20 protein-coding genes are annotated in these 20,262 nt (G+C 73.7%); 8 read left to right on the top strand and 12 right to left on the bottom strand.

Annotated elements, in window-relative coordinates:
* Positions 1 to 128: 128 nt before the first annotated feature.
* Both ASD48_RS05705 and ASD48_RS05700 read right to left on the bottom strand, forming a co-directional pair.
* Positions 129 to 1,913 carry a glycoside hydrolase family 3 protein gene (locus ASD48_RS05705; protein WP_057600283.1) on the bottom strand — a complete coding sequence of 595 codons (1,785 nt, stop codon included), beginning with the start codon at positions 1,911 to 1,913 and terminating at the stop codon, positions 129 to 131.
* Between the two features lie 824 nt (positions 1,914 to 2,737).
* Positions 2,738 to 3,646, bottom strand: a complete 909-nt coding sequence (locus ASD48_RS05700; RefSeq protein ID WP_057601023.1) for a LysR family transcriptional regulator — start codon at positions 3,644 to 3,646, stop codon at positions 2,738 to 2,740.
* Between the two features lie 97 nt (positions 3,647 to 3,743).
* On the opposite strand from ASD48_RS05700, the gene ASD48_RS05695 reads away from it, so the two are divergent.
* Genes ASD48_RS05695 through ASD48_RS05685 form a run of 3 tightly spaced genes read left to right on the top strand, consistent with a single transcriptional unit; the run spans position 3,744 to position 6,762 of the window.
* On the top strand, positions 3,744 to 4,856 hold the full coding sequence (locus ASD48_RS05695; RefSeq protein ID WP_057600282.1) for an EamA family transporter: 1,113 nt from the start codon (positions 3,744 to 3,746) through the stop codon (positions 4,854 to 4,856).
* Between the two features lie 5 nt (positions 4,857 to 4,861).
* Positions 4,862 to 6,133 carry a 3-phosphoshikimate 1-carboxyvinyltransferase gene (aroA, locus tag ASD48_RS05690; RefSeq protein ID WP_057600281.1) on the top strand — a complete coding sequence of 424 codons (1,272 nt, stop codon included), beginning with the start codon at positions 4,862 to 4,864 and terminating at the stop codon, positions 6,131 to 6,133.
* Positions 6,130 to 6,762, top strand: coding sequence for a GNAT family protein (locus ASD48_RS05685; protein ID WP_057600280.1), 633 nt, complete (start codon positions 6,130 to 6,132; stop codon positions 6,760 to 6,762). Before aroA ends, ASD48_RS05685 begins: the two co-directional genes overlap by 4 nt.
* Before the next feature lie 72 nt (positions 6,763 to 6,834).
* On the opposite strand, the gene ASD48_RS05680 is transcribed toward ASD48_RS05685, so the two are convergent.
* Positions 6,835 to 7,866, bottom strand: a complete 1,032-nt coding sequence (locus ASD48_RS05680; protein ID WP_079073620.1) for a LysR family transcriptional regulator — start codon at positions 7,864 to 7,866, stop codon at positions 6,835 to 6,837.
* Positions 7,867 to 7,917: 51 nt separating this feature from the next.
* On the opposite strand from ASD48_RS05680, the gene ASD48_RS05675 reads away from it, so the two are divergent.
* Positions 7,918 to 8,520, top strand: coding sequence for an alpha/beta hydrolase (locus ASD48_RS05675; protein ID WP_057600279.1), 603 nt, complete (start codon positions 7,918 to 7,920; stop codon positions 8,518 to 8,520).
* Here ASD48_RS05675 and ASD48_RS05670 read toward each other — a convergent pair.
* The 4 genes from ASD48_RS05670 to ASD48_RS05655 all read right to left on the bottom strand — a co-directional run bounded on the left by ASD48_RS05670 (position 8,504) and on the right by ASD48_RS05655 (position 12,758).
* Positions 8,504 to 9,910: an MFS transporter gene (locus ASD48_RS05670; protein WP_057600278.1), complete on the bottom strand. Its 1,407-nt coding sequence runs from the start codon at positions 9,908 to 9,910 to the stop codon at positions 8,504 to 8,506. The two genes, ASD48_RS05675 and ASD48_RS05670, sit on opposite strands and share 17 nt — an antisense overlap.
* Before the next feature lie 532 nt (positions 9,911 to 10,442).
* Positions 10,443 to 11,231: a sugar phosphate isomerase/epimerase family protein gene (locus ASD48_RS05665; protein ID WP_057601021.1), complete on the bottom strand. Its 789-nt coding sequence runs from the start codon at positions 11,229 to 11,231 to the stop codon at positions 10,443 to 10,445.
* A 100-nt stretch (positions 11,232 to 11,331) separates the two neighbouring features.
* The gene (locus tag ASD48_RS05660; RefSeq protein ID WP_057600277.1) at positions 11,332 to 11,715 is read right to left on the bottom strand and encodes a hypothetical protein; all 384 of its coding nucleotides are present in this window, start codon (positions 11,713 to 11,715) and stop codon (positions 11,332 to 11,334) included.
* Entirely contained in the window at positions 11,712 to 12,758 is a 1,047-nt protein-coding gene (locus ASD48_RS05655; RefSeq protein ID WP_057600276.1) for a LacI family DNA-binding transcriptional regulator, read from the bottom strand. The genes ASD48_RS05660 and ASD48_RS05655 overlap by 4 nt, the downstream gene beginning before the upstream one ends.
* 275 nt (positions 12,759 to 13,033) lie before the next feature.
* Here ASD48_RS05655 and ASD48_RS05650 point away from each other — a divergent pair, with 275 nt between their 5' ends.
* The 3 genes from ASD48_RS05650 to ASD48_RS05640 are packed head-to-tail and all read left to right on the top strand — an operon-like array spanning position 13,034 to position 16,175.
* Complete coding sequence (locus ASD48_RS05650) at positions 13,034 to 14,185, top strand: Gfo/Idh/MocA family oxidoreductase (protein WP_057600275.1); 1,152 nt, start codon at positions 13,034 to 13,036, stop codon at positions 14,183 to 14,185.
* Entirely contained in the window at positions 14,182 to 15,339 is a 1,158-nt protein-coding gene (locus ASD48_RS05645; protein ID WP_057600274.1) for a dihydrodipicolinate synthase family protein, read from the top strand. The genes ASD48_RS05650 and ASD48_RS05645 overlap by 4 nt, the downstream gene beginning before the upstream one ends.
* Positions 15,340 to 15,374: 35 nt before the next feature.
* On the top strand, positions 15,375 to 16,175 hold the full coding sequence (locus tag ASD48_RS05640; RefSeq protein ID WP_057601020.1) for a sugar phosphate isomerase/epimerase family protein: 801 nt from the start codon (positions 15,375 to 15,377) through the stop codon (positions 16,173 to 16,175).
* 31 nt (positions 16,176 to 16,206) lie between these two features.
* Here the strand turns inward: ASD48_RS05640 and ASD48_RS05635 are convergent, their stop codons facing one another.
* Positions 16,207 to 16,467 carry a hypothetical protein gene (locus ASD48_RS05635; RefSeq protein ID WP_057600273.1) on the bottom strand — a complete coding sequence of 87 codons (261 nt, stop codon included), beginning with the start codon at positions 16,465 to 16,467 and terminating at the stop codon, positions 16,207 to 16,209.
* A complete protein-coding gene (locus ASD48_RS05630) occupies positions 16,464 to 16,742 on the bottom strand; it encodes a hypothetical protein (RefSeq protein WP_057600272.1) in 279 nt (92 codons plus the stop codon). The genes ASD48_RS05635 and ASD48_RS05630 overlap by 4 nt, the downstream gene beginning before the upstream one ends.
* A gap of 162 nt (positions 16,743 to 16,904) precedes the next feature.
* Here ASD48_RS05630 and ASD48_RS05625 point away from each other — a divergent pair, with 162 nt between their 5' ends.
* Positions 16,905 to 17,171, top strand: a complete 267-nt coding sequence (locus ASD48_RS05625; RefSeq protein ID WP_057601019.1) for a GntR family transcriptional regulator — start codon at positions 16,905 to 16,907, stop codon at positions 17,169 to 17,171.
* A gap of 66 nt (positions 17,172 to 17,237) precedes the next feature.
* Here ASD48_RS05625 and ASD48_RS05620 read toward each other — a convergent pair whose 3' ends face one another.
* The 3 genes from ASD48_RS05620 to ASD48_RS05610 form a co-directional block, all read right to left on the bottom strand.
* Positions 17,238 to 18,446: a hypothetical protein gene (locus ASD48_RS05620; RefSeq protein WP_057600271.1), complete on the bottom strand. Its 1,209-nt coding sequence runs from the start codon at positions 18,444 to 18,446 to the stop codon at positions 17,238 to 17,240.
* 408 nt (positions 18,447 to 18,854) lie between these two features.
* Positions 18,855 to 19,244, bottom strand: coding sequence for a D-ribose pyranase (gene rbsD, locus ASD48_RS05615; protein WP_057600270.1), 390 nt, complete (start codon positions 19,242 to 19,244; stop codon positions 18,855 to 18,857).
* Positions 19,241 to 20,230, bottom strand: coding sequence for a ribokinase (locus ASD48_RS05610; protein WP_057600269.1), 990 nt, complete (start codon positions 20,228 to 20,230; stop codon positions 19,241 to 19,243). Before ASD48_RS05610 ends, rbsD begins: the two co-directional genes overlap by 4 nt.
* Positions 20,231 to 20,262: the final 32 nt, after the last annotated feature.

Below are 20,262 nucleotides of genomic sequence, written 5' to 3'. Positions count from 1 at the left end.
GCCGGCCGGCCCACACGCCGGCCGGCCGTCGGGTCGTTGACCGCGGATCGGGCCCCCGCCGGGCTCGCCCGCACCGGACGCCGCGCGTCCCGCCCTGCGGGCGGACGGCGCTTCGTCGCGGACACGACCTAGTACGTCAGGCCGTGCCCGATCGGATACAGAACCTGCGTCGGATCGTCCGCCCGCCGCACGGGCACCGGCAGTCTCCCGCGTGGCCCGGCCACCCCGGCGATCACCCGGGCGGCGGCCCGCAGTTCGACGTCGGTCCAGCAGTAGGTGGCCAAACAGGCCCGGGCGAAGGGGAGTTGCGCCACGTCGTACGGGTTGCGGACGGCCACCGCCACCACCGGCCGTCCGGTCGCCGCCAGTTGTCGTACCAGCGACCGCTGCGCGTCGGCCGCCGTGACGTTGTACGTCGCGACCACCACGGCGTCCGCCGTGCCCGCCGCCGTCACCGCCCCGGCGATCGCCTCGGCGGACGGGGCCATGCCCGTGGCCAGGGCCGTCGCCCCGAACCCCAGCGCGGTGAGGGCGGCGGCCAGGACGCCGGTGGGCGGGCCCGTGGTGCCGGTGGGGGAGGCCGGGTCCGCGCCGACCACCAGGAGCCGGGGGTGGGTCCGGGGCGAGAGCGGCAGCAGCCCTCCCTCGTTGACCAGCAGCGTGGTGGTCCGCTCGGCGATCCGGTCGGCCGCGGCGAGGTGCTCCGGCGCCCCGACCGTCCGCCCCGCGTCGCCCGGGCCGACGTACGGATCGTCGAACAGGCCCAGCCGTGCCTTCAGCCGCAGGATCCGCAGGACCGACGCGTCGAGCCGCCGCTCCGAGAGCTCCCCGTCCCGGACGGCCCTCAGGACGGCGTTCCAGGCCACGTCCAGGTCCGGCGGGTTGAGGAGCTGGTCGACGCCCGCCTTCAGCGCGAGTACCGGCACCCGGTCGTCGCCGTACTTGGTGCGCACGCCCGCCATGTCGAGGGCGTCGGTGACCACGACCCCGTCGTAGCCGAGCCGCTGGCGCAGGATGCCGGTGACGATCGGCCGGGAGAGGGTGGCGGGGTCACCGGACGCGTCGAGGGAGGGGACCAGGATGTGCGCGGTCATGAGGCAGTCGACGCCGGCCGCGATCGCCGCCCGGAAGGGCACCGCGTCCAGCGTCTCCCACTCCTCGCGCGAGTGGGTGATGACGGGAAAGCCGGTGTGGCTGTCGACGGCGGTGTCGCCGTGCCCGGGGAAGTGCTTGGCGGTCGCCGCCACTCCCGCCGCCCGGTAGCCCTCGGCCTCCGCCGCGGCCAGGGCGGCCACCGCGGCCGGGTCGGCGCCGAAGGAACGGACGCCGATGACCGGATTGGCCGGGTTCACGTTCACGTCGGCGACGGGGGAGTAGTCCTGCCGGATGCCCATCGCCCGCAGCTCGCGGCCGGCGAGGCGGCCGAGGGTACGGGCGTCGGCGCGGCTGCCTCCGGCGCCGATCGCCATGGCCCCCGGGAAGAGGGTGGCGGGGCGGCCCACCCGGCAGACGGCACCGTGCTCCTGATCGGTGGAGATCAGCACCGGCAGGCCGCGCGGCTGTCGCAGGGAGGCCCGCTGGATGCCGTCGGAGAGGTCCGCGATCTGCCGCGGGTCCCGGGTGTTGTGTGCCCAGGCGAAGTAGATGATCCCGCCGAGCCGGTAGCGGGCGAGCAGCTCGGCGGCCGTGCGGACACCGAGTTCGCCGAGGTTGGCGTCGATGTCGGTCTGCTCGGGCGCGGTCGCCGAGTGGCCGTACACCCGGGAGACGAAGACCTGGCCGACCTTCTCCTCCAGGCTCATACGGGCGAGGAGTTCGTCGGGACGACGGTCGTCCGCGTGCGCCGGACCGCCGGCGGTGAGGGCGGCGGTGACGCTCGCGCCGGCGGCGAGGACGGTGCGTCTGGAGGGCATGTGCGCTCCTTCCGGTGGGGGGCCGGTGGCGCACGCTACCCGCGGAAGGCGCCGCCATCGGCGCATTGGAGGGGGGCGCGCCGATGACGGCTCGGCCGCCGGCCGCGGTGCGGCGGAGAGGGTGGGTCGGCGATCGCAGCCAGCAGCGAGGGCCGACACCGCACCGAGGTGACTCGTCCGACAGCTCGCGAGTTGGACGAACGGAGTTCGGACAGGGTTCCCGGCCGCACCCCGTTTCGCGGAAGTCGGTAAGGGAGCGACAGGGGGGACCAACGGGACGGCCGCGGTGCCTGGTCGCCCGGTGCCGGACCGCCCGGGGCCGGACCATCGGAGGCCCGGGGTCCGGTGGGCCGGGAGGAGCGGAGTCCCTGGGTCCGGGAGTCCGGGGGCGCGGAGGCCCCGGAGGCCGGGAGGCCGGGAGGCGCGGAGGTCCGGAGGTCCGGGGTCCGGGAGGCGCGGAGGCCCGGAGGCGCGGAGGCGCGGAGTCCCTGGGTCCGGGAGTCCGGGAGTCCGGAGGGCGCGGAGGCCCGGTGGCCGGGAGGCCGGGAGGCGCGGAGGTCCGGAGGTCCGGGGTCCGGGAGGCGCGGAGGTCCGGAGGTCCGGGGTCCGGGAGGCGCGGAGGCCCGGAGGCGCGGAGTCCCTGGGTCCGGGAGTCCGGGAGTCCGGGAGTCCGGGAGTCCGGGGGGCGCGGAGGGGAGGCCCGGTGGCCGGGAGGCGCGGTGGCCGGGAGGCGCGGAGGCGCGGAGTCCAGGCCCGAAGGGCCGGAAGCCCGGGGGGTCGGGGGACCCGGGATCCTGGACCCGGGGGTCTGATGCCCGGGGTGGTCAGTGTGCCGATGCCCTCGGCCACTCCTCCCGCAGTACCCGTACCGCCTCCGCGATCGCCGGACGACGGGCCGCCCCCGTGCGCCACAGCGCGTACAGCCGTCGTACGGGCGTCGGGTCGAGCGGGACCTCCACGACCCCGGCGGGCAGCGGGCCGCGCCCGAGGCGGGGGATCAGCGCGACCCCGAGACCGGCGGCCACCAGGGCGACGAGCGTCGGGTTCTCCTCCGCCGTGTGGACGAGGTCGGGCTCGTGCCCCGCCGCCCGCAGCGTGCGCACCAGCCAGTCGTGACAGACCCGGCCCGGCGGCTGGCAGATCCACCGCTCACCGCCCAGTTCCTCCCGCCGTACGCCCGTCCGCCCCGCGAAGGGGTGACCCGCGGGCACCAGCAGATCGCACGCGTCGTCGCCGATCACCGCGTGCTCGACACCCGCCGGGGCGGGCAGCGGCACGATGTCCCAGTCGTGCGCGACGGCGAGGTCGACGGCACCCTTCGCCACCAGGTCCACGGACAGGTGCGGGTCGACCTCGGTGAGCCGGGCGTCCAGGGCCGGGTGCCGACGGGCCAGGTCGGCGAGGACGGACGGCAGCAGTCCGCGCGCCGCCGAGGCGAACGCGGCGATGGCCAGCCGCCCGGCCGGCACCCCGCGCCGCTCCTCGAGCCCGGTCTCGGCCCGCTCGACGAGCGCCAGCAACTCCTTCGCCGTGGCGGCGAGTTGGATTGCCTCGTCGGTGAGCCGGATGCCGCGCCCCGCCCGCTCCAGCAGAACCGTCCGGGTCTCCCGTTCCAGCTTGGTGATCTGCTGGGAGACCGCCGACGGGGTGTAGCCGAGGGCGGCGGCCGCGGCGCCCACGGTGCCGTGGACGGAGACGGCGTGCAGGGCGCGCAGTCGCTGGAGATCGAGCACCGTGACTCCCATCGGTCGCAATCGGTAGCGTTCCTTCATCCCACCATGCAGCAATCATCGCTGGTGCTTCACGGTCCGGGCGGGTGATCCTCGGCGCATGCGCCCCGCTCACCTCGCCCTCGCCGTCCTCGTCGCCGCCGTCTGGGGCGTCAACTTCACCGTCGTCGAGATCGGCCTCGGTCACTTCCCGCCGCTGCTCTTCTCGGCCCTGCGTTTCCTGGTGGCGGCACTGCCCGCGGTGTTCTTCGTGGGCCGCCCGAAGGTGGCCTGGAAGTGGATCGTGGCGGTGGGACTGGTGCTGGGGGTGGCGAAGTTCGGCCTGCTCTTCGTCGGCATGGACGCGGGTATGCCGGCCGGCCTGTCGTCGCTGGTCCTCCAGATCCAGTCGGTGTTCACGGCCGGCATCGCGTTCGCGGTGCTCGGCGAACGCCCGACCCGGGTCCGGCTGCTGGGCATGGCCGTGGCCCTCGCCGGGATCGGGGTGGCCGCGGCCGACGAGGGCGCCTCCGGTTCGCTCGGCGCGTTCGCGCTGGTCATCGCGGCGGCGGCCTGCTGGGGCGCGTCGAACGTCCTCACCCGCAAGGCCTCCCCGCCGGATCCGCTGAACTTCATGGTGTGGGTGAGCACGGTCCCGGTACTGCCCCTGCTGGCCCTCTCCCTGCTGACCGAGGGCCCGTCGCGGGACCTGGCCGCGCTGCGCGCGCTGGACTGGCAGGGCGTCGGCACGGTCGGCTACGTCGCCTGGGTCACCACGGTCTTCGGCTTCGGCGCCTGGGGCTGGCTGCTGCGCCGCCACCCGGCGTCCACGGTGGCTCCCTTCTCCCTCCTGGTCCCCGTGTTCGGCATGACGTCGGCCGCCCTGTTCCTCGGCGAGCCGGTGAGCGGCCTGCGCTGGTGCGCGGCGGCGCTGCTGGTGGGCGGGGTGGCCCTGACCTCGCTCGCACCGGCCGCCCCACCCGCCGCCCCGGCGCCTGTTCGACCGCCCGAGCGATCGCCCGTCCAGCCTGATTCTCAAGCCGCCGACCGGGCCGCTGCTCAACCCACTGCTGAACCGGGTGTTGAAGCCGCTGCCGGACCCGCTGCCGGACCCGCTGCCGGACCCGCCGACCAGCCCGCCGTGCCACCCGTTGTTCAGCCGCAGGGAACCGTCTCGACACCCGTCCATCCCGTGGACGTACCGGCGCCGGAGCGGACCCACGCGGGATCATGAGGGGCATGGCCCTCGTCGACATCCCCGGTTCCAAGTCCCTCACCGCCCGCGCCCTGTTCCTGGCGGCGGCAGCCGACGGCGTCACCACCCTCCAGCGGCCCCTTCGCTCCGACGACACCGAGGGGTTCGCCGAGGGCCTGACCCGGCTCGGCTACCGCGTGGGACGGACACCGGACGCCTGGCAGGTCGACGGCCGCCCGCAGGGCCCGGCGCTCACCGAGGCCGACGTCTACTGCCGGGACGGCGCGACCACGGCCCGCTTCCTGCCCACCCTCGCCGCCGCCGGCCACGGCACCTACCGCTTCGACGCCTCCCCGCAGATGCGCCGCCGCCCCCTCCTCCCGCTCACCCGCGCCCTGCGCGACCTGGGCGTGGATCTGCGGCACGAGGAGGCGGAGGGCCACCACCCGCTGACCGTGCGGGCGGCCGGCGTCGAGGGCGGGGACGTGGTGCTGGACGCCGGCCAGTCCTCCCAGTACCTGACCGCCCTCCTGCTGCTCGGCCCGCTCACCCGCACCGGCCTGCGCATCACGGTCACCGACCTGGTCTCGGTGCCGTACGTCGAGATCACGATCGCGATGATGCGGGCGTTCGGGGTGGAGGTGGGGCGCGAGGGGAACACGTACGTCGTCCCGCCGGGCGGCTACCGGGCCACGACCTACGCGATCGAGCCCGACGCCTCCACCGCGAGCTACTTCTTCGCGGCGGCCGCGCTGACCGGCGGCGAGGTGACCGTGCCGGGCCTCGGCGAGCACGCGCTCCAGGGCGACCTGGGATTCGTGGACGTGCTGCGGCGGATGGGCGCCCGGGTGGCCGTCGGCGCGGACCGTACGACCGTGTCCGGCACCGGTGAACTCCACGGCGTCACGGTCAACATGCGGGACATCTCCGACACCATGCCGACCCTCGCCGCGATCGCCCCCTTCGCCTCCGGCCCCGTACGCATCGAGGACGTGGCGAACACGCGGGTGAAGGAGTGCGACCGCCTGGAAGCCTGCGCGGAGAACCTCCGGCGGCTGGGCGCCGAGGTGGCGACCGGCCCCGACTGGATCGAGATCAGGCCCGGCGCGGCCGGTTCCCGCGCGGGCGGCTCCCTCACGGGCACCGACATCAAGACCTACGGCGACCACCGCATCGTCATGTCCTTCGCGGTGACCGGACTGCGCGTCCCCGGAATCTCGTTCGACGACCCCGGCTGTGTCCGCAAGACTTTCCCCGGATTCCACGAGGCGTTCGCGGAACTGGCGAGGGTACTGCGGAAGGACATCGACGGGTGAGTTTCAAGCTGGAGGGGCCGGTCCTCGAAGGCGCGCTGGTGCGCCTGGAGCCGCTGGAGCAACGGCACGCGGCCGAGCTGGCGGTGGCGGCGGAGGAGAACCGGCAGACGTACGACTTCACCTGGGTGCCGAGGGCGCACGAGGTCGGTGACTACGTCGACGCCCAGCTCGCCCGCGCGGCGACCGGCATGCTCGCGCCCTACGCCCAGATCTCCCTCGCCTCCGGCCGGGCGGTCGGCGCGACCTCGTACTGGGAGCCGCGTTCCTGGCTCAGCGACGAGCAACTGGACGCCGTCGAGGTCGGTTTCACCTGGCTGGCCGGTTCCGCCCAGGGCACGGGCGTCAACGCCGAGGCCAAGCTCCTCCTCTTCCGGCACGCCTTCGCGCACTGGGGCGTCTCCCGGGTGGACCTGAAGACGGACGCCCGCAACGCCCGCTCCCGCGCGGCCATCGAGAGCGTCGGCGCCCGCTTCGAGGGCGTCCTGCGCAACTGGTCGCGCTCCTGGGCGCCGGGGGAGGACGACCGCCTGCGCGACTCCGCGATCTTCTCCGTCACGGCGGAGGAATGGCCGGGATGCGAGCGGCGGCTGGTGGAACGGGTGGCGGGATTCCTGCCCCGAGTGGGGTGAGCGCCGCGTGATCGCCGGGGGAGCTCCGCCGGGAACGCGGCACGGCGGTTCGTCCGGGCCCGGCCCCGGGGGTCATGCCGGTACGCGGGCGGCGGCCGTGCGCAGTTCCTCCCGCACCGCCGCCACCACCGGATCCCGCTCCGCCCCGGCCCGTACGGCGACGAAGACGTTCCGGGACGGAGGCTCGCCCTGCGCCGGGCGCAGCACCAGTTCCCGGTGGGCGTACAGCGACCGCACCAGCCGGGGCACCAGCGCCACCCCCTGGCCCGCCTCCACCAGACCCGCGAGCGCGGCCCAGTCGTTCACGTCGTGCCGGATGTCCGGCGTGAACCCCGCCGCCGCACAGACCGATCGGGTCACCGCCCCGCAGCAGCTGAGGGCGTTGCCGACGATCCAGACGTCCGTGGCCAGCTCCCGCAACGGCACCTCGGCGCGCTCCGCGAGGGGATGGCCGGGCGGGAGGGCGACGTCCAGCACGTCCGTCAGCAGGTCCTCGCGGGTGTAACGGCGGTCGGTGTGCGGGGGAGCGGCCGCGAAGTCGACGGCGACGGCCACGTCGACCTGCCCGCCGTCGAGCGCGGTGAACAGATCCGGCGGCTCCGCCTCCACGACGTCCACGCGCAGGTGCGGAAGCCGGTTCCGCAACGCCCGCAGCGCGGCCGGCAGCAGCCCCAGGATGCCACTGGAGAAACAGCCGACGGTGACCGCGCCCCGCCCGCCCTCCCCGTACACCGCCAGGTCGGCGCGGGCCCGCTCCAGCTGGGCGGCGATGACCTCGGCATGCCCGAGCAGGACCCGGGCCTGACCGGTGAGGCGTACGCCCCTGCCGTCCCGTTCCGTGAGCGGTACGCCCAGATCGCGGGCGAGGGCGGCGAGCTGCTGGGAGACCGCCGAGGGTGTGAGGTGCAGGGCCTCGGCCGTCCGCGCGAGGCTGCCCCTGCGCTCCAGCTCGCGCAGGACGGTCAGGCGGCGCAGGTCCAGGGAGAAGGCGGTGTCCGGGGGCCGGTTCGGCGGCGGGCCGTCGGGCTTGTCCGAGGGCCGCCCCGACGGCCGGCTCGACGGTCCGCCCGAAGGCTGGATTAAGGGATGGCTTACGGGTTCCACCAGAAAAGATTAACTGGACCTTGCGTGACGGGTTCGGAAATCATCGGACCCATGACCACGCGCTCCTGTCTCATCCTGCACGGCTGGCAGAACCACCGCCCCGAGGACCACTGGCAGCACTGGCTCGCGGACCGCCTCACCGAGCTCGGCCACGAGGCTGTCCACCCGCAGCTGCCCGACCCGGACGACCCCGACCTGGAGGTGTGGCTGAGCGAGCTGTCCCGTCACCTCCACGGGCTCGCCGCCGGCTCCGAGCGGGTGGTCGTCGCCCACAGCCTCTCGGTCCTCCTCTGGCTGCACGCCGTCGCCCGCGACCTGCCGGGGCTCGCGGGCGTCGACCGGGTGCTGCTGGTGGCCCCGCCGTCCGGCTCGGTCCTCGCGCGGTATCCGGAGGTCGAGGGATTCCGGCTCACGGGGAACCTCCTCGCGCGGTTCGACGGCCGCGCGCTCCCGCACCCCACCCGGCTCGTCGCCGGGGACGACGACCCCTACCTCCCGGAGGGCGTACAGGCGGCCTACGGCGACTTGCTGGGCCTCACCGCCGAACTCCTCCCGGGCGCCGCCCACCTCGACCTGGACGCCGGATACGGCTCCTGGCCGTCGGTGCTGGAGTGGTGCCTGGACGGAGAGGCGAAGCTCAGGGTTCGGGAGTAGGCGGCGCGGTGACGGGGGCGGCCGGGGGAGTGCCGGGCGGCGCGACAGGAACGACGACCTGCGGGCCAGGCGTCTGCGGGCCCGAGTCCTGCGGGCCCGAGTCCCGCGGCTGCGAGGCCTGCGGTCGCGGGGCCTTCCGGCGCGGGGCCCGCGGATCGGTGCCGCACGCGTGGCCGCCCCGCAGCTCCGGAGTCGTCGTCCCCACCGCGGTGACCGCCGCCAGGCACATCAGGCCGCCGGTGATCAGCGCGGTCGTGCCCGAGGTCCAGCCCGCCACCACACCGCCGCGCAGGTTGCCGAGGTTGGGCCCCGCCTGGCCGACGATCGCCTCGGCCGCCGTCACCCGGCCCAGCAGGGCGTCCGGGGTGCGGGTCTGCACGATCGTGGCCCGGGACAGCACCGCCACCGAGTCCGCCGCACCGGCCACCGCCAGCATGCCCAGGCCCGCCCAGGCGCTGGACGTCAGGCCGAAGAGCGCCAGGGCCGCACCCCAGACGCCCGCGCAGCAGAGCATCACCGGGCCGGGGCGGGCGAGCCGGGTGACCGGTCCGGAGAGGGCGGTCGCCGACACCCCTCCCACGGCGAGCGCGGACAGGAACAGACCGAGCGTGCGCGGGTCGCCGCCGAAACGTTCCTCGTTGACGAGCGGGAACAGACTGGCCGGCATCGCCAGCACGGTGGCGGCCAGGTCGACCAGCAGCGCGCCGCGCACCGCCCGGTGACCGGTCAGGAAGCGCAGGCCGTCCAGGACGCCCTGGACACCGGGGCGGGCCTTCTCGCCCTCGGGCGGCAGCGCGGGCAGTCCGTAGGCGCCGTAGAAGGCCATGCCGAACGTGACGGCGTCCACCAGGTAGCAGACGCCGACGCCCCACCAGCCGAGCACGACACCCGCGACGGCCGGGCCGAGCAGCATCATCGCCTGGCCGGTGACCTGGTTCAGGGCGAGACCGGCGGCGACCTGGTCCTTGGGCAGCAGCCGGGGCAGGAACACGCCCGCGGCGGGCGCGCCGATCGCCCCGAACGACGACTGCACCGCCACCAGGGCCAGCACGACGGCCACCGGCACCCGCCCGGTGAAGCCCTGCACGGCCAGCAGGACGGAGCAGACCGCCGAGCCGACGGTGCTCAGGAGATACGCGCGGCGCCGGTCGGCCCGGTCCACCCAGGAGCCCGCGAACAGCCCGACGCCGATGAGCGGCAGCGCCTGCGCCAGCCCGACCGCGCCGCTCCAGACCGAACTGTGGGTCGTGTCCCAGACCTGGTACATGACGGTGACCATGGTCATGAAGCCGCCGAGCGTGGACACCGTGCGCCCGATCAGCAGCCGCCGGAAGACGGGAGAGGAACGAAGAGGACGAACGTCGACCAGGGCCCTGGAAAGAAGACTCATGACGGAACGACGGCGCCGCACGCCGCTGGCTGCTGATACACGGCGCGGAGGCTAACCCGCCCACCGACCGGGCGGCCACTCGATTACCCGGCTCCACGGACCCCGAGGGGCCCCGGGCCGGACGCTGAACCCGACCCCACGCGCTACGCGCGCCGAATACAGGCCGAGCGCCTGCCGGGCCTCGGGCCGGAGGTTCCGCCCGGCGCCAGGCCGCAGGCCGGGCCGGGCCGGGCCGGGCCAGACACCCTGCCGGGTGTCGGCCGGATACAGGCCGAGCGCCCTGCTGAACGCCCGGCGGATGCCCTCCGGTTGCCGGCCGGATCCAGGCCGCACCCCCTGCCGAAGGCTCGGCCGGTAATGAGGCCATGCGCCGGACACCCTGCCGCCCGCCCGGCGCATGCCGTGCCGGGTCTCGGGCGGAACGCTCTGCCGGGCCTCGGGCCGAGCGCCCTGCCAGGCCTCAGGCCCGCAAGCGCCCCTGCCAGGCCTCAGGCCCGCAAGCGCCCTGCCAGGCCTCAGGCCGGATGTCCTCTCACGCGGAGTCGTTCAGCAGTCGTGCGAGATGGTCGCGGCCGGCGTTCAGCAGTCCGGGCAGGGGCTCGGCGTTCTCGTACCAGCGGCGCTCGTACTCCCAGCACAGCCAGCCGTCCCAGCCGTGCCGGGTCAGGACCTCCACGCAGTCGGCGAGCGGCAGCACCCCGGCGCCGAGGGCCAGCGGGGTGCTGTCCTCGGCCGAGGCGATGTCCTTGACCTGCACGTATCCGAGGTAGGGGGAGAGCGCCGCGTAGGTCTCCTGCGGCTGCTCGCCGCCCAGCCAGGTGTGCATGACGTCCCACAGCGCGCCGACCTGCCGATGCCCGACCAGGCCGAGCACCCGGATGGCGTCCGCGCCGGTGCGGTGCGAGTCGTGGGTCTCCAGCAGGATGCGTACGCCGAGGTCGGCGGCGTACTCGGCGGCGGTGCCGAGCCGCCGGGCGGCGATGGCGTCGGCGTGCTCGTCCTCGCCGCCGGGAAAGACCCGGACGAAGGGCGCCCCGAGGTCGCGGGCGAGGTCGACGAGCCCCCGGATCTCCTCGATCACGGGCTCGTCGTCGCCCGGCGCGGCGACCCGCGGATAGCCCGCGAGCCCCAGGATCTCGACGCCCGCCGCCTTGAACGCGGCGGCGGCGTCGGTTCGTTCGTCCGGACTCAGCCCCGGATGGACCGGTTCCTCCGGATGGGCGCGCAGCTCCACGCCGTGATACCCGTGCGCGACCGCGAGCCGCAGCACCTCGGGCAGGGGAACACCGGGAACGCCGAGGGTGGAGAAGGCGAGCTTCATGGTCACCACTGTCACCCCGGTACGGGGGTCGGGTCCAGTGGGGGCCGCCCGCGCCTCACCCGGAGGCCGCCGGTACCTCACCCCGGAGGCCGCCGGCGCCTCACCCGGGGGCACAGGCGCGGAACCGGCGCAGCAGCTCCCGTCCGGCCGGACTCTCCGCCGCGAAGTCCTGGTGACGCTGCTCCCGCGTGACGTCACGCCCCCAGAGCCGGGCTCCGTTGCACCGGAAGCAGAACGCGATCTCGAAGAGCGGCTCGGGATCGGTGTCGTCGTAGGCGCGGATGCCCCAGCCGGGGAGGAAGCAGCGGTACTTCGGGCTGTCCGGGAGTTCGCCGACCAGGCGCAGGAACTGCCGTACCTCCTCCCCGGCCCAGACCTCGACGACGTCACCGGCCAGATCCCGCGAGGTGAGGTGCCTGGCGGGATCGCCGATCCGGACGACCTCGATCAGCTCGGCCCGGTCGGGTGCGAGGGGCAGCCTCACTCCCGCGGCACTCCGGAGGACCCCCGCACCATCAACTCGCCCCGCACCGTGGCGATCCCGCCGGGCGGCGGCTCCTCGCGGCCCATGGCGATGCGTCCCGCCCGCGCTCCCGCCTCGGCCAGCGGCAGCCGCACCGTCGTGAGGGAGGGCACCGCGTCGATGCTGAAGGGGAGGTCGTCGAAGCCGGCGACCGAGACGTCGTCCGGGATCCGCCGGCCGGAGTCGCGCAGCGCCGCGCAGGCGCCCAGGGCGACGGAGTCGTTGGCGGCGACGACCGCCGTCAGGGAGGGATCCCGGCGCAGCAGTTCCAGCGTCGCCTCGTAGCCGGCCCGGCGGTCGTACCGTCCGTGCACGGTCCAGCGGGGGTCCTCCTCGATGCCGGCCGCGGCGAGCGCCGCCCGGTGGCCCTCCAGCCGGTGCCGGGTGGTCGTCCGCTCCTCCGGGCCCGCGATGTAGCCGAGCCGCCGGTGCCCGAGCCCGATCAGGTGCTCGGTCAGTTCCCGGCCGCCCCCGCGGTTGTCGAAGGTCAGCGCGATCGCCGTGGTCTCCGGGGCCGGCGGCCGGCCGCACAGCACGATCCGGGTGCCCGCCTCGCCGAGTCTGCGCAGCTTCGCCGCCACCGCCGCCGCGTGCGGCTCGTTCTCCATGGCTCCGCCGGTCAGCACCACGGCCGCGGCCCGCTGCCGCTGGAGGAGCGTCAGGTAGGTCAGCTCGCGCTCGGGGGAGCCCCCGGTGTTGCAGACCACCGCCAGCCGTTCGCCGCCGGCCCGCCCGCCCGGCCCCCCGATCTCCGACTGGATCGCGCTCGCCATGATCCCGAAGAAGGGGTCCGCGATGTCGTTCACCAGAATGCCGACCAGGTCGGACGTCGCCGCGGCGAGCGCGCTCGCCGGTCCGTTCAGTACGTAGTCCAGCTCGTCGACCGCCCGCAGCACCCGCTCCCTGGTGGTAGCGGCGACGGGGTAGTTCCCGTTCAGCACGCGCGACACCGTCGCGGGCGAGACCTGCGCGCGGGCCGCCACGTCCGCCAGGGTCACCGTCATCTCGTCTGTCCTCCGGTCACGCATCTTGTCGTACGTCGTCGTACGCCCTGGTAGACAGCTGCCTCGAGGGCTTGGTTCCGGGCGTGTCGAGCAGACCTTACGGCCCAGGACCCCCGCCGTTCGCCCCCTCGAACAACTCGAGATGGACACGGTCTTGTCCGGACCGCTGGTCAGAGGCTAGCTTCTCCTTGTATAGAAAGCGCTTGCTGTAACGCTGATCAGGAAGAGGCGTACGCGGCGCGCAAACCGCGTACAACGCCTGCGAAGGGACCGACGTGACACGCAAGACGGTGCGTATCGCCATGAACGGCGTGACGGGGCGCATGGGCTACCGCCAGCACCTCGTCCGCTCCATCCTGGCCCTGCGCGAGCAGGGCGGGCTCGACCTCGGCGACGGCACCGTGCTGTGGCCGGAACCGATCCTCGTCGGCCGCCGCGAGCACGCCCTGCGGGCGCTCGCCGAGCGGCACGGCCTGGAGCACGTCTCGACGGACGTCGACGAGGTCCTCGCCGACCCCACCGTCGACATCTACTTCGACGCCCAGGTCACCTCCGCGCGCGAGGAGGCCATCAAGAAGGCGATCGCCGCGGGCAAGCACATCTACACCGAGAAGCCGACGGCCACCGGCCTCGACGGCGCCCTCGAACTCGCCCGCCTCGCCACCGCCGCGGGAATCAAGCACGGCGTCGTCCAGGACAAGCTGTTCCTGCCGGGCCTGCTGAAGCTGAAGCGCCTCATCGACGGCGGCTTCTTCGGCCGGATCCTGTCCGTCCGCGGCGAGTTCGGCTACTGGGTCTTCGAGGGCGACTGGCAGGCCGCCCAGCGCCCGTCCTGGAACTACCGCGCCGAGGACGGCGGCGGCATCGTCGTCGACATGTTCCCGCACTGGGAGTACGTCCTGCACGAGCTGTTCGGCCGGGTGAAGTCCGTCCAGGCCATCGCCACCACCCACATCCCGCAGCGCTGGGACGAGAACGGCAAGCCCTATGACGCCACGGCCGACGACGCCGCCTACGGCATCTTCGAGCTCGACGGCGGCGCCATCGCCCAGATCAACTCCTCCTGGGCGGTCCGCGTCAACCGCGACGAGCTCGTGGAGTTCCAGGTCGACGGCACGGAGGGCTCGGCGGTCGCCGGCCTGCGCGACTGCCGGGTCCAGCACCGCAGCGCGACCCCCAAGCCCGTCTGGAACCCGGACATCCCCGCCACCGAGGTCTTCCGCGACCAGTGGCAGGAGGTGCCCGACAACGGCGAGTTCGACAACGGCTTCAAGGCCCAGTGGGAGCTGTTCCTCAGGCACGTCTACGCCGACGCCCCCTACCACTGGGACCTGCTGGCCGGCGCCCGTGGCGTCCAGCTCGCCGAACTCGGCCTGAAGTCCTCCTCGGAGGGTCTGCGTCTGGACGTCCCGGAGGTCACGCTGTGACGATCCAGCTCCCCGGCGCCGACGGGACCCTGCGCACCCACGAGCCCCGCACCGAGCCGCTCGCGCTCACCACGGGCGCGCCCTTCACCTCCCGTACGGTCTTCTCGGCGGCGCACGTCGTCGCGGACCCGTTCGCGGACACCTCGCCCGACTCGCCCGCCGCGATCGACTGGGAGGCCACCCTCGCCTTCCGCCGCCATCTGTGGTCCCACGGGCTCGGCGTCGCCGAGGCCATGGACACCGCCCAGCGCGGCATGGGCCTGGACTGGGCGGGCGCGGCCGAACTGATCCGCCGCTCGGCCGCCGAGGCGAAGTCCGTGGGCGGCCTCGTCGCCTGCGGCGTCGGCACCGACCAGCTCACCGGCCCGGCGGCGACCCTCGCCGAGGTCCGCGCCGCCTACGAGGAGCAGCTCGCCCTCGTCGAGGCCTCCGGCGCGCGGGCCATCCTGATGGCGTCCCGTGCCCTGGCGGCGGCCGCGTCGGGCCCCGAGGACTACCTCGACGTCTACGGTCACCTCCTGCGCCAGGCCTCGGAGCCGGTGGTCCTGCACTGGCTGGGCCCGATGTTCGACCCGGCGCTGGAGGGCTACTGGGGCTCGTCGGACCTGGACACGGCGACGGCCACCTTCCTGGAGGTCATCGCCGCCCACCCCGACAAGGTCGAGGGCATCAAGGTCTCGCTGCTGGACGCCGGGCGGGAGATCGACATCCGCCGCCGGCTGCCGCAGGGCGTGCGCTGCTACACGGGCGACGACTTCAACTACCCCGAGCTGATCGCGGGCGACGAGAAGGGCTTCAGTCACGCCCTCCTCGGCATCTTCGACCCGCTGGGCCCGCTGGCGGCGGAGGCGGTCCGGGTCCTCGACACGGGGAACACGGCCGGATTCCGCGAACTCCTCGACCCCACCGTCGAGTTGTCCCGCCACCTGTTCCAGACCCCCACCCGCTTCTACAAGACGGGCGTGGTGTTCCTGGCCTGGCTGGCCGGCCACCAGTCGCACTTCACGATGGTCGGCGGCCTGCAGTCGGCCCGTTCCCTCCCGCACTTCGCCCGCGCCTACGAACTCGCCGACGGCCTGGGCCTGTTCCCCGACCCCAAACTGGCCGAGGAACGGATGAAGAACCTGCTCGCCCTGTACGGAGTGACCCAGTGAGCAACCCGGACCTGACCCGCTTCTCCATCAACCAGATGACGGTGAAGCAGCTGTCGATGCCCGAACTCGCGGACGCCTGCCGGGAGTCGGGCGTGACCAACGTCGGCCTGTGGCGCGAGCCGGTGCAGACGTACGGCGTGGAGCGGACCGCGAAGCTGGTCCGCGACGCCGGCCTGACGGTGACGACACTGTGCCGCGGCGGCTTCTTCACCGCGATCGACCCGGACGAACAGGCCGCCGCGCTGGCCGACAACCGCCGGGCCGTCGACGAGGCGGCCACCCTCGGCACGGACACCCTCGTGCTGGTCTCCGGCGGCCTCCCGGCCGGCTCGAAGGACCTGCACGGCGCGCGGGAACGCATCGCGGACGCGCTGGCGGTGCTGGGCCCCTACGCCGAGGACCACGGGGTGAAGCTGGCCATCGAGCCCCTGCACCCCATGTACGCCTCCGACCGCTGCGTGGTCTCCACCCTCACGCAGGCCCTGGACCTCGCGGAACGCTTCCCCGCCCACCAGGTCGGCGTGACCGTCGACACGTACCACATCTGGTGGGACGACCAGGCGCCCGCCCAGATCGCCCGGGCGGGCGCGGGCGGCCGTATCCACACCTTCCAGCTCGCCGACTGGACGACCCCCCTCCCGGAGGGCGTCCTCAACGGCCGCGGCCAGATCGGCGACGGCGCGATCGACATGCGCGAGTGGCTGGGACACGTGACGGCGGCCGGATACACCGGCGCGATCGAGGTCGAACTGTTCAACGACGCCCTGTGGGCGAGGGACGGCAGGGAGGTGCTCGCCGAGACCGCGGAACGCTTCGTGACGCACACGGCGGACTGACGACACCCTGCCCTGCCGCGGTACCTCCGCCTCAGCGCTCCCTGTCCGCCGCCATGATGCCGACGCACTCCTCGAGCGCCGCGTGCAGTGACGGTACGAAGGCGGCGAGTTCGGCGTCGGAGGACCTGGCCGCCTCCAGTACGGCGCCGACGACCGTCACCAGGACGGCGGCGGCCTTCAGGGCGTGCGTGTCGGCCAGTTCTTCGAGGAGACCGCCGGGGCGCGCGACCGCGAACGCCTCCTTGCCGGTGGCGGGGTCGACACCGAGGCTGCGGAAGCGCCTCGTGCTCATGCGGCGGCCTCCGCGGGGACGCGGTCCTGCCCGAGGGTGGCGAGGACCGCCGCGCGGTGCCGCTCCCGTTGGAGGTGCCGGCGGTCCCGTGCGTCACGCTCGCGTTCCCAGACGGCGAGGTACGGCCTGACCAGGGGCAGGCCGTCGACGAGGACCACGTCCGCGGGCCGCTGCGCGCGGGCGGCCGGGGTCGGGAGCGGGGACGGGGCGAGGGCGCGGTGCGCTCCGCGCGGCGGCAGGAAGAGGCTCAGGATCGCGGCCAGTAGGCTGCGCATGGGTCGACTCCAGTTCAGTCGGCTCAGCCCCGGCACGGAAGCTGTCATCTTCCCGCCGGGGCACTTTTCGTTGGGCGACGCTCATTGTATCGCCTTGTATCGATTCGTAGTGAGACGTATCTCAAAGTGTGGGTAACTCTCCCGTTGCCTAGCGTCGACTCTATGAACCCCGACGCTGAGATCGATCATGGAGCGCCACTGACCCCGTACCGGCAGCTGGCCGAGATTCTGCGGGCGCAGATTCAACGCGGCGACTGGCAACCGGGGCGCATGCTGCCCAGCGAAGCGCAGCTCGTTCAGCGGTACGGGATCGCGAGGACAACCGTGCGGCGTGGACTTGGCCTGTTGGCCGACGAACGCTGGGTGTACGCCGTTCCACAACGCGGGTGGTTCGTCTCCGACCCCCTGCCGCCCGCCCCCGAGGTGTGACGAAGGGGCCGCCGTCCGCGGCTCTGCGCGGACGGGCGGCCCTGATGGTGTTCGGCGAGGGGCAGGTCAGTCGGGCAGCCGGTCCATCAGCCAGGTGCACAGCTCCCGGGTGATCCCGGTGTGCGGCGTGGTCGTCGTCGAACAGAGGAAGTCGTCCAACTCGCTCTCCTCCGGCGGCAGTCCCTCGATGCTCACGTACAGGTCGGACTGCGTCTCGATGTCGCGGACGGCGACCGCGCTCACCGACGGCACGAAGCAGATCTCCTCGTGCCGCAGGTCCACCGTGCCGCCGAGCTTCCGCAGCGTGTCGGCGAGGATCTGGTAGGTGTGCAGGGTGCCGCCCGGCGCGCCGTCGATCTCGGGGAAGCCGCTGGTGGTGATGGTCTTGTCGGCCTTCGGGAACCGCCGGTTGAGATAGGCGGCCGTCACGTCGTCGCCCTGGGCCTGGGTGTAGAAGGTGGTGCCGGGGTAGATCCCGTCGACGCGCAGCGCGACCTCACCGGGCTTCACGTCGGGCAGGCCGATCCCGTCGGCACGGCCGTTGGCCACGGCGATCTTGAGCGGGATCTGCGGCCAGCCGCCCAGCCGCTCCAGGGCGGCCAGGAACTCGGTGCGCTCCGGGGCGACCCCGATCTTCCCGGTGTCCTTGTCGTAGTGCCGCCACAGCATCTGACGCGCCGCCGGGCTGTTCATCTGCCGCGCGAAGTCGTTCGGGAACGGGATGAAGTACGAGAACGCCTGCACGCCGACCGGGATGGAGGCCCCGCGGTGCGGGCTGTCGTAGGAGAAGTACAGGCCGGTGCGGTGGTCCATGCGCTGCCTCTCGAACTTGGCCAGCGCGTAGCGGGTGACGATGCCGCCCATGCTGAACCCGCCGACGACCAGCCGGGTGTCGCCGACCTGCTCGGCGATGGTCCGCATGATGGCGGCCATGGCCGCCTCGGCGTTGTCCAGGATGGACGCGCTGCGCTCCTCGAAGCCGAGCAGGATCACGTCCCGGCCGCGCCGCCGCAGCTCGCTGACGAACGGGAAGTCGCCGCCCTCCAGGCCCTGGTAGAGCTTGTCGAGCTCGCTCCGGCCGAGGTTGAAACCGTCGGCCATGATCACGGGACGGCGGATGCCGCCGTTGTTGCCCTCGCCCGGGAAGACCCAGGCGAAGCCGTTCGGCAAGGGCCATTCCTCGTGCTCGGGAATGTCTGCCCGGGCGACGGTCTCGATGGCCGGCGAGGCGCCGAGGGTGAACGCGCCTACGTTGGGTTCGGCTGTTTCCGACATGGTCGCACTCCTTGGGGGAGGGGTGGGGGAACGACCACATCATGGGGGTCGATTTTCCCCCGTCACCCGTTTGACCTGCGCGGTTCATTCCAAGTGATGCAATGCGCCCGCGGGGTGTTTGATGCGCCTGGCATGTGCCAATGGCCTGTTTCATTCGCTCCGCCGTTCGCCTCGCGACCCGCTCCGGCAGGCGTATCGAACGGGCTGTCAGAAATTTCTCGGAAGCCGTACAACCCTTCCGCACCCCCGCCTGTCGTACTCGGCATCAGGGCTTCTGGAGGGGGATCCGGGGGGATCGCGGGGGTTCTGATACGGAGGGGAAAAGCCGAGGGGGCCCGGTCGACGGACCGGACCCCCTCGAAGCTTTTCCGCCGCGGTCGGTGGACCTCGGAAGAACATCGGCGGACCTCAGAAGAAGACCCCGCACCGCAGCAGGACGTTCGCGTACGGCCGTGCCTCGCCGGTGCGGACCACCAGCCGGGCCCCGGCCGACAGCCTCTTCAGCTCCTCGTGCGGGACCAGGGCCAGCCCGGGAAAGTGCCCGTCCAGCAGTCCGGCCGCCGCGGGATTCGCCTCCCGGACCTCCGTCGCCGCCGTGGCGCCCTCGACGACCAGCTCGGCCAGCAGCCCGTCGACCACCTCCGCGAACGACGGCACCCCCGCCAGGAACGCGAGGTCGACCACCCGGGGCCCGTCCGGTATCGGCATACCGGCATCGCACACCAGCACCCCGTCCCCGTGCCCCAGCTCGGCCAGCGCCCCGCACAGATGACGGTTGAGGATCCCGGCCCTTTTCACAGGGCGTCACCTCGCCGAGCGGCCCCGGGCACGCCGTCCGACTCCCGCCCGGGGGTCGGGAGGGCGTCTCCCGGGTCGGCGCAGCCCAGGGCCTCGACCTCCCGGGCCGTCGGGAACGACTCCTGCGCGCCCCGCCGGGTCACCGCCGCCGCCCCGACCCGCGCCGCGTAGGCCGCCGCCTCGGCCAGGGCGGAACCCGTGCCCAGCCGCCAGGCCAGCGCCGCGGTGAAGGAGTCACCCGCACCCGTCGTGTCCACCGCCGCCACCTTCACGGACGACACCCGAAAGACGCCCTCCGCCGACGCCACCAGCGCGCCTTCCGAACCCAGCGTCACGACCACCGACTTCGGCCCCTTCGCGAGCAGCAGACGTGCCCAGTCCTCCGGTTCCCCGCTCGCGCCCGCCCCGCCGAGGATCACCTTCGCCTCGTGCTCGTTGACGATCAGCGGGTCGCAGGCCGCCAGCACCTCGGCGGGCAACGGGCGCGGCGGTGACGGGTTCAGCACGAAGCGGCTGCCCGGCGCCAGGTTCCGCACGACCTCCACGACCGTCTCCAGCGGGATCTCCAGCTGCGCCGACACCACCCGGGAGGCGTGCAGGAGGCCGCCGGCCGCGCGGACGTCCGCCGGGGTGAGCCGCCCGTTCGCCCCCGGTGACACCACGATGCTGTTGTCGCCCGACGGGTCCACGGTGATCAGCGCGACGCCGGTCGGCGCCCCGCCCACCAGGACGCCCGCCGTGTCGACCCCGGCCGCCCGCTGCGAGTCGAGCAGCAGCCGGCCGTACGCGTCCTCGCCGACCCGGGCCAGCAGGGCCGTACGGGCCCCGAGCCGGGCGGCCGCGACGGCCTGGTTCGCTCCCTTGCCGCCGGGGTGGACCGCCAGGTCCGAACCGAGCACCGTCTCACCGGCGGCGGGCCTGCGCTCGACGTCGATCACCAGGTCGGCGTTGGCCGACCCTACGACCAGAAGGTCGTAGTCGTACATGAAGTGACTCCCCTGATACGTGACGCGGGGCG

The organism is Streptomyces sp. Root1310 (assembly GCF_001426425.1).
Lineage (GTDB): Bacteria > Actinomycetota > Actinomycetes > Streptomycetales > Streptomycetaceae > Streptomyces.
This window is presented reverse-complemented; position numbering and strand designations above follow the sequence as displayed.

What these genes read in the sequence shown, in the direction of transcription:
- ASD48_RS05705 (WP_057600283.1), bottom strand. Translation starts at nt 1,913, where the DNA reads ATGCCCTCCAGACGCACCGTCCTCGCCGCCGGCGCGAGCGTCACCGCC.
- ASD48_RS05695 (WP_057600282.1), top strand. Translation starts at nt 3,744, where the DNA reads ATGCGCCCCGCTCACCTCGCCCTCGCCGTCCTCGTCGCCGCCGTCTGG.
- aroA (WP_057600281.1), top strand. Translation starts at nt 4,862, where the DNA reads ATGGCCCTCGTCGACATCCCCGGTTCCAAGTCCCTCACCGCCCGCGCC.
- ASD48_RS05675 (WP_057600279.1), top strand. Translation starts at nt 7,918, where the DNA reads ATGACCACGCGCTCCTGTCTCATCCTGCACGGCTGGCAGAACCACCGC.
- ASD48_RS05670 (WP_057600278.1), bottom strand. Translation starts at nt 9,910, where the DNA reads ATGAGTCTTCTTTCCAGGGCCCTGGTCGACGTTCGTCCTCTTCGTTCC.
- ASD48_RS05665 (WP_057601021.1), bottom strand. Translation starts at nt 11,231, where the DNA reads ATGAAGCTCGCCTTCTCCACCCTCGGCGTTCCCGGTGTTCCCCTGCCC.
- ASD48_RS05655 (WP_057600276.1), bottom strand. Translation starts at nt 12,758, where the DNA reads ATGACGGTGACCCTGGCGGACGTGGCGGCCCGCGCGCAGGTCTCGCCC.
- ASD48_RS05640 (WP_057601020.1), top strand. Translation starts at nt 15,375, where the DNA reads ATGACGGTGAAGCAGCTGTCGATGCCCGAACTCGCGGACGCCTGCCGG.
- ASD48_RS05635 (WP_057600273.1), bottom strand. Translation starts at nt 16,467, where the DNA reads ATGAGCACGAGGCGCTTCCGCAGCCTCGGTGTCGACCCCGCCACCGGC.
- ASD48_RS05630 (WP_057600272.1), bottom strand. Translation starts at nt 16,742, where the DNA reads ATGCGCAGCCTACTGGCCGCGATCCTGAGCCTCTTCCTGCCGCCGCGC.
- ASD48_RS05625 (WP_057601019.1), top strand. Translation starts at nt 16,905, where the DNA reads ATGAACCCCGACGCTGAGATCGATCATGGAGCGCCACTGACCCCGTAC.
- ASD48_RS05620 (WP_057600271.1), bottom strand. Translation starts at nt 18,446, where the DNA reads ATGTCGGAAACAGCCGAACCCAACGTAGGCGCGTTCACCCTCGGCGCC.
- ASD48_RS05610 (WP_057600269.1), bottom strand. Translation starts at nt 20,230, where the DNA reads ATGTACGACTACGACCTTCTGGTCGTAGGGTCGGCCAACGCCGACCTG.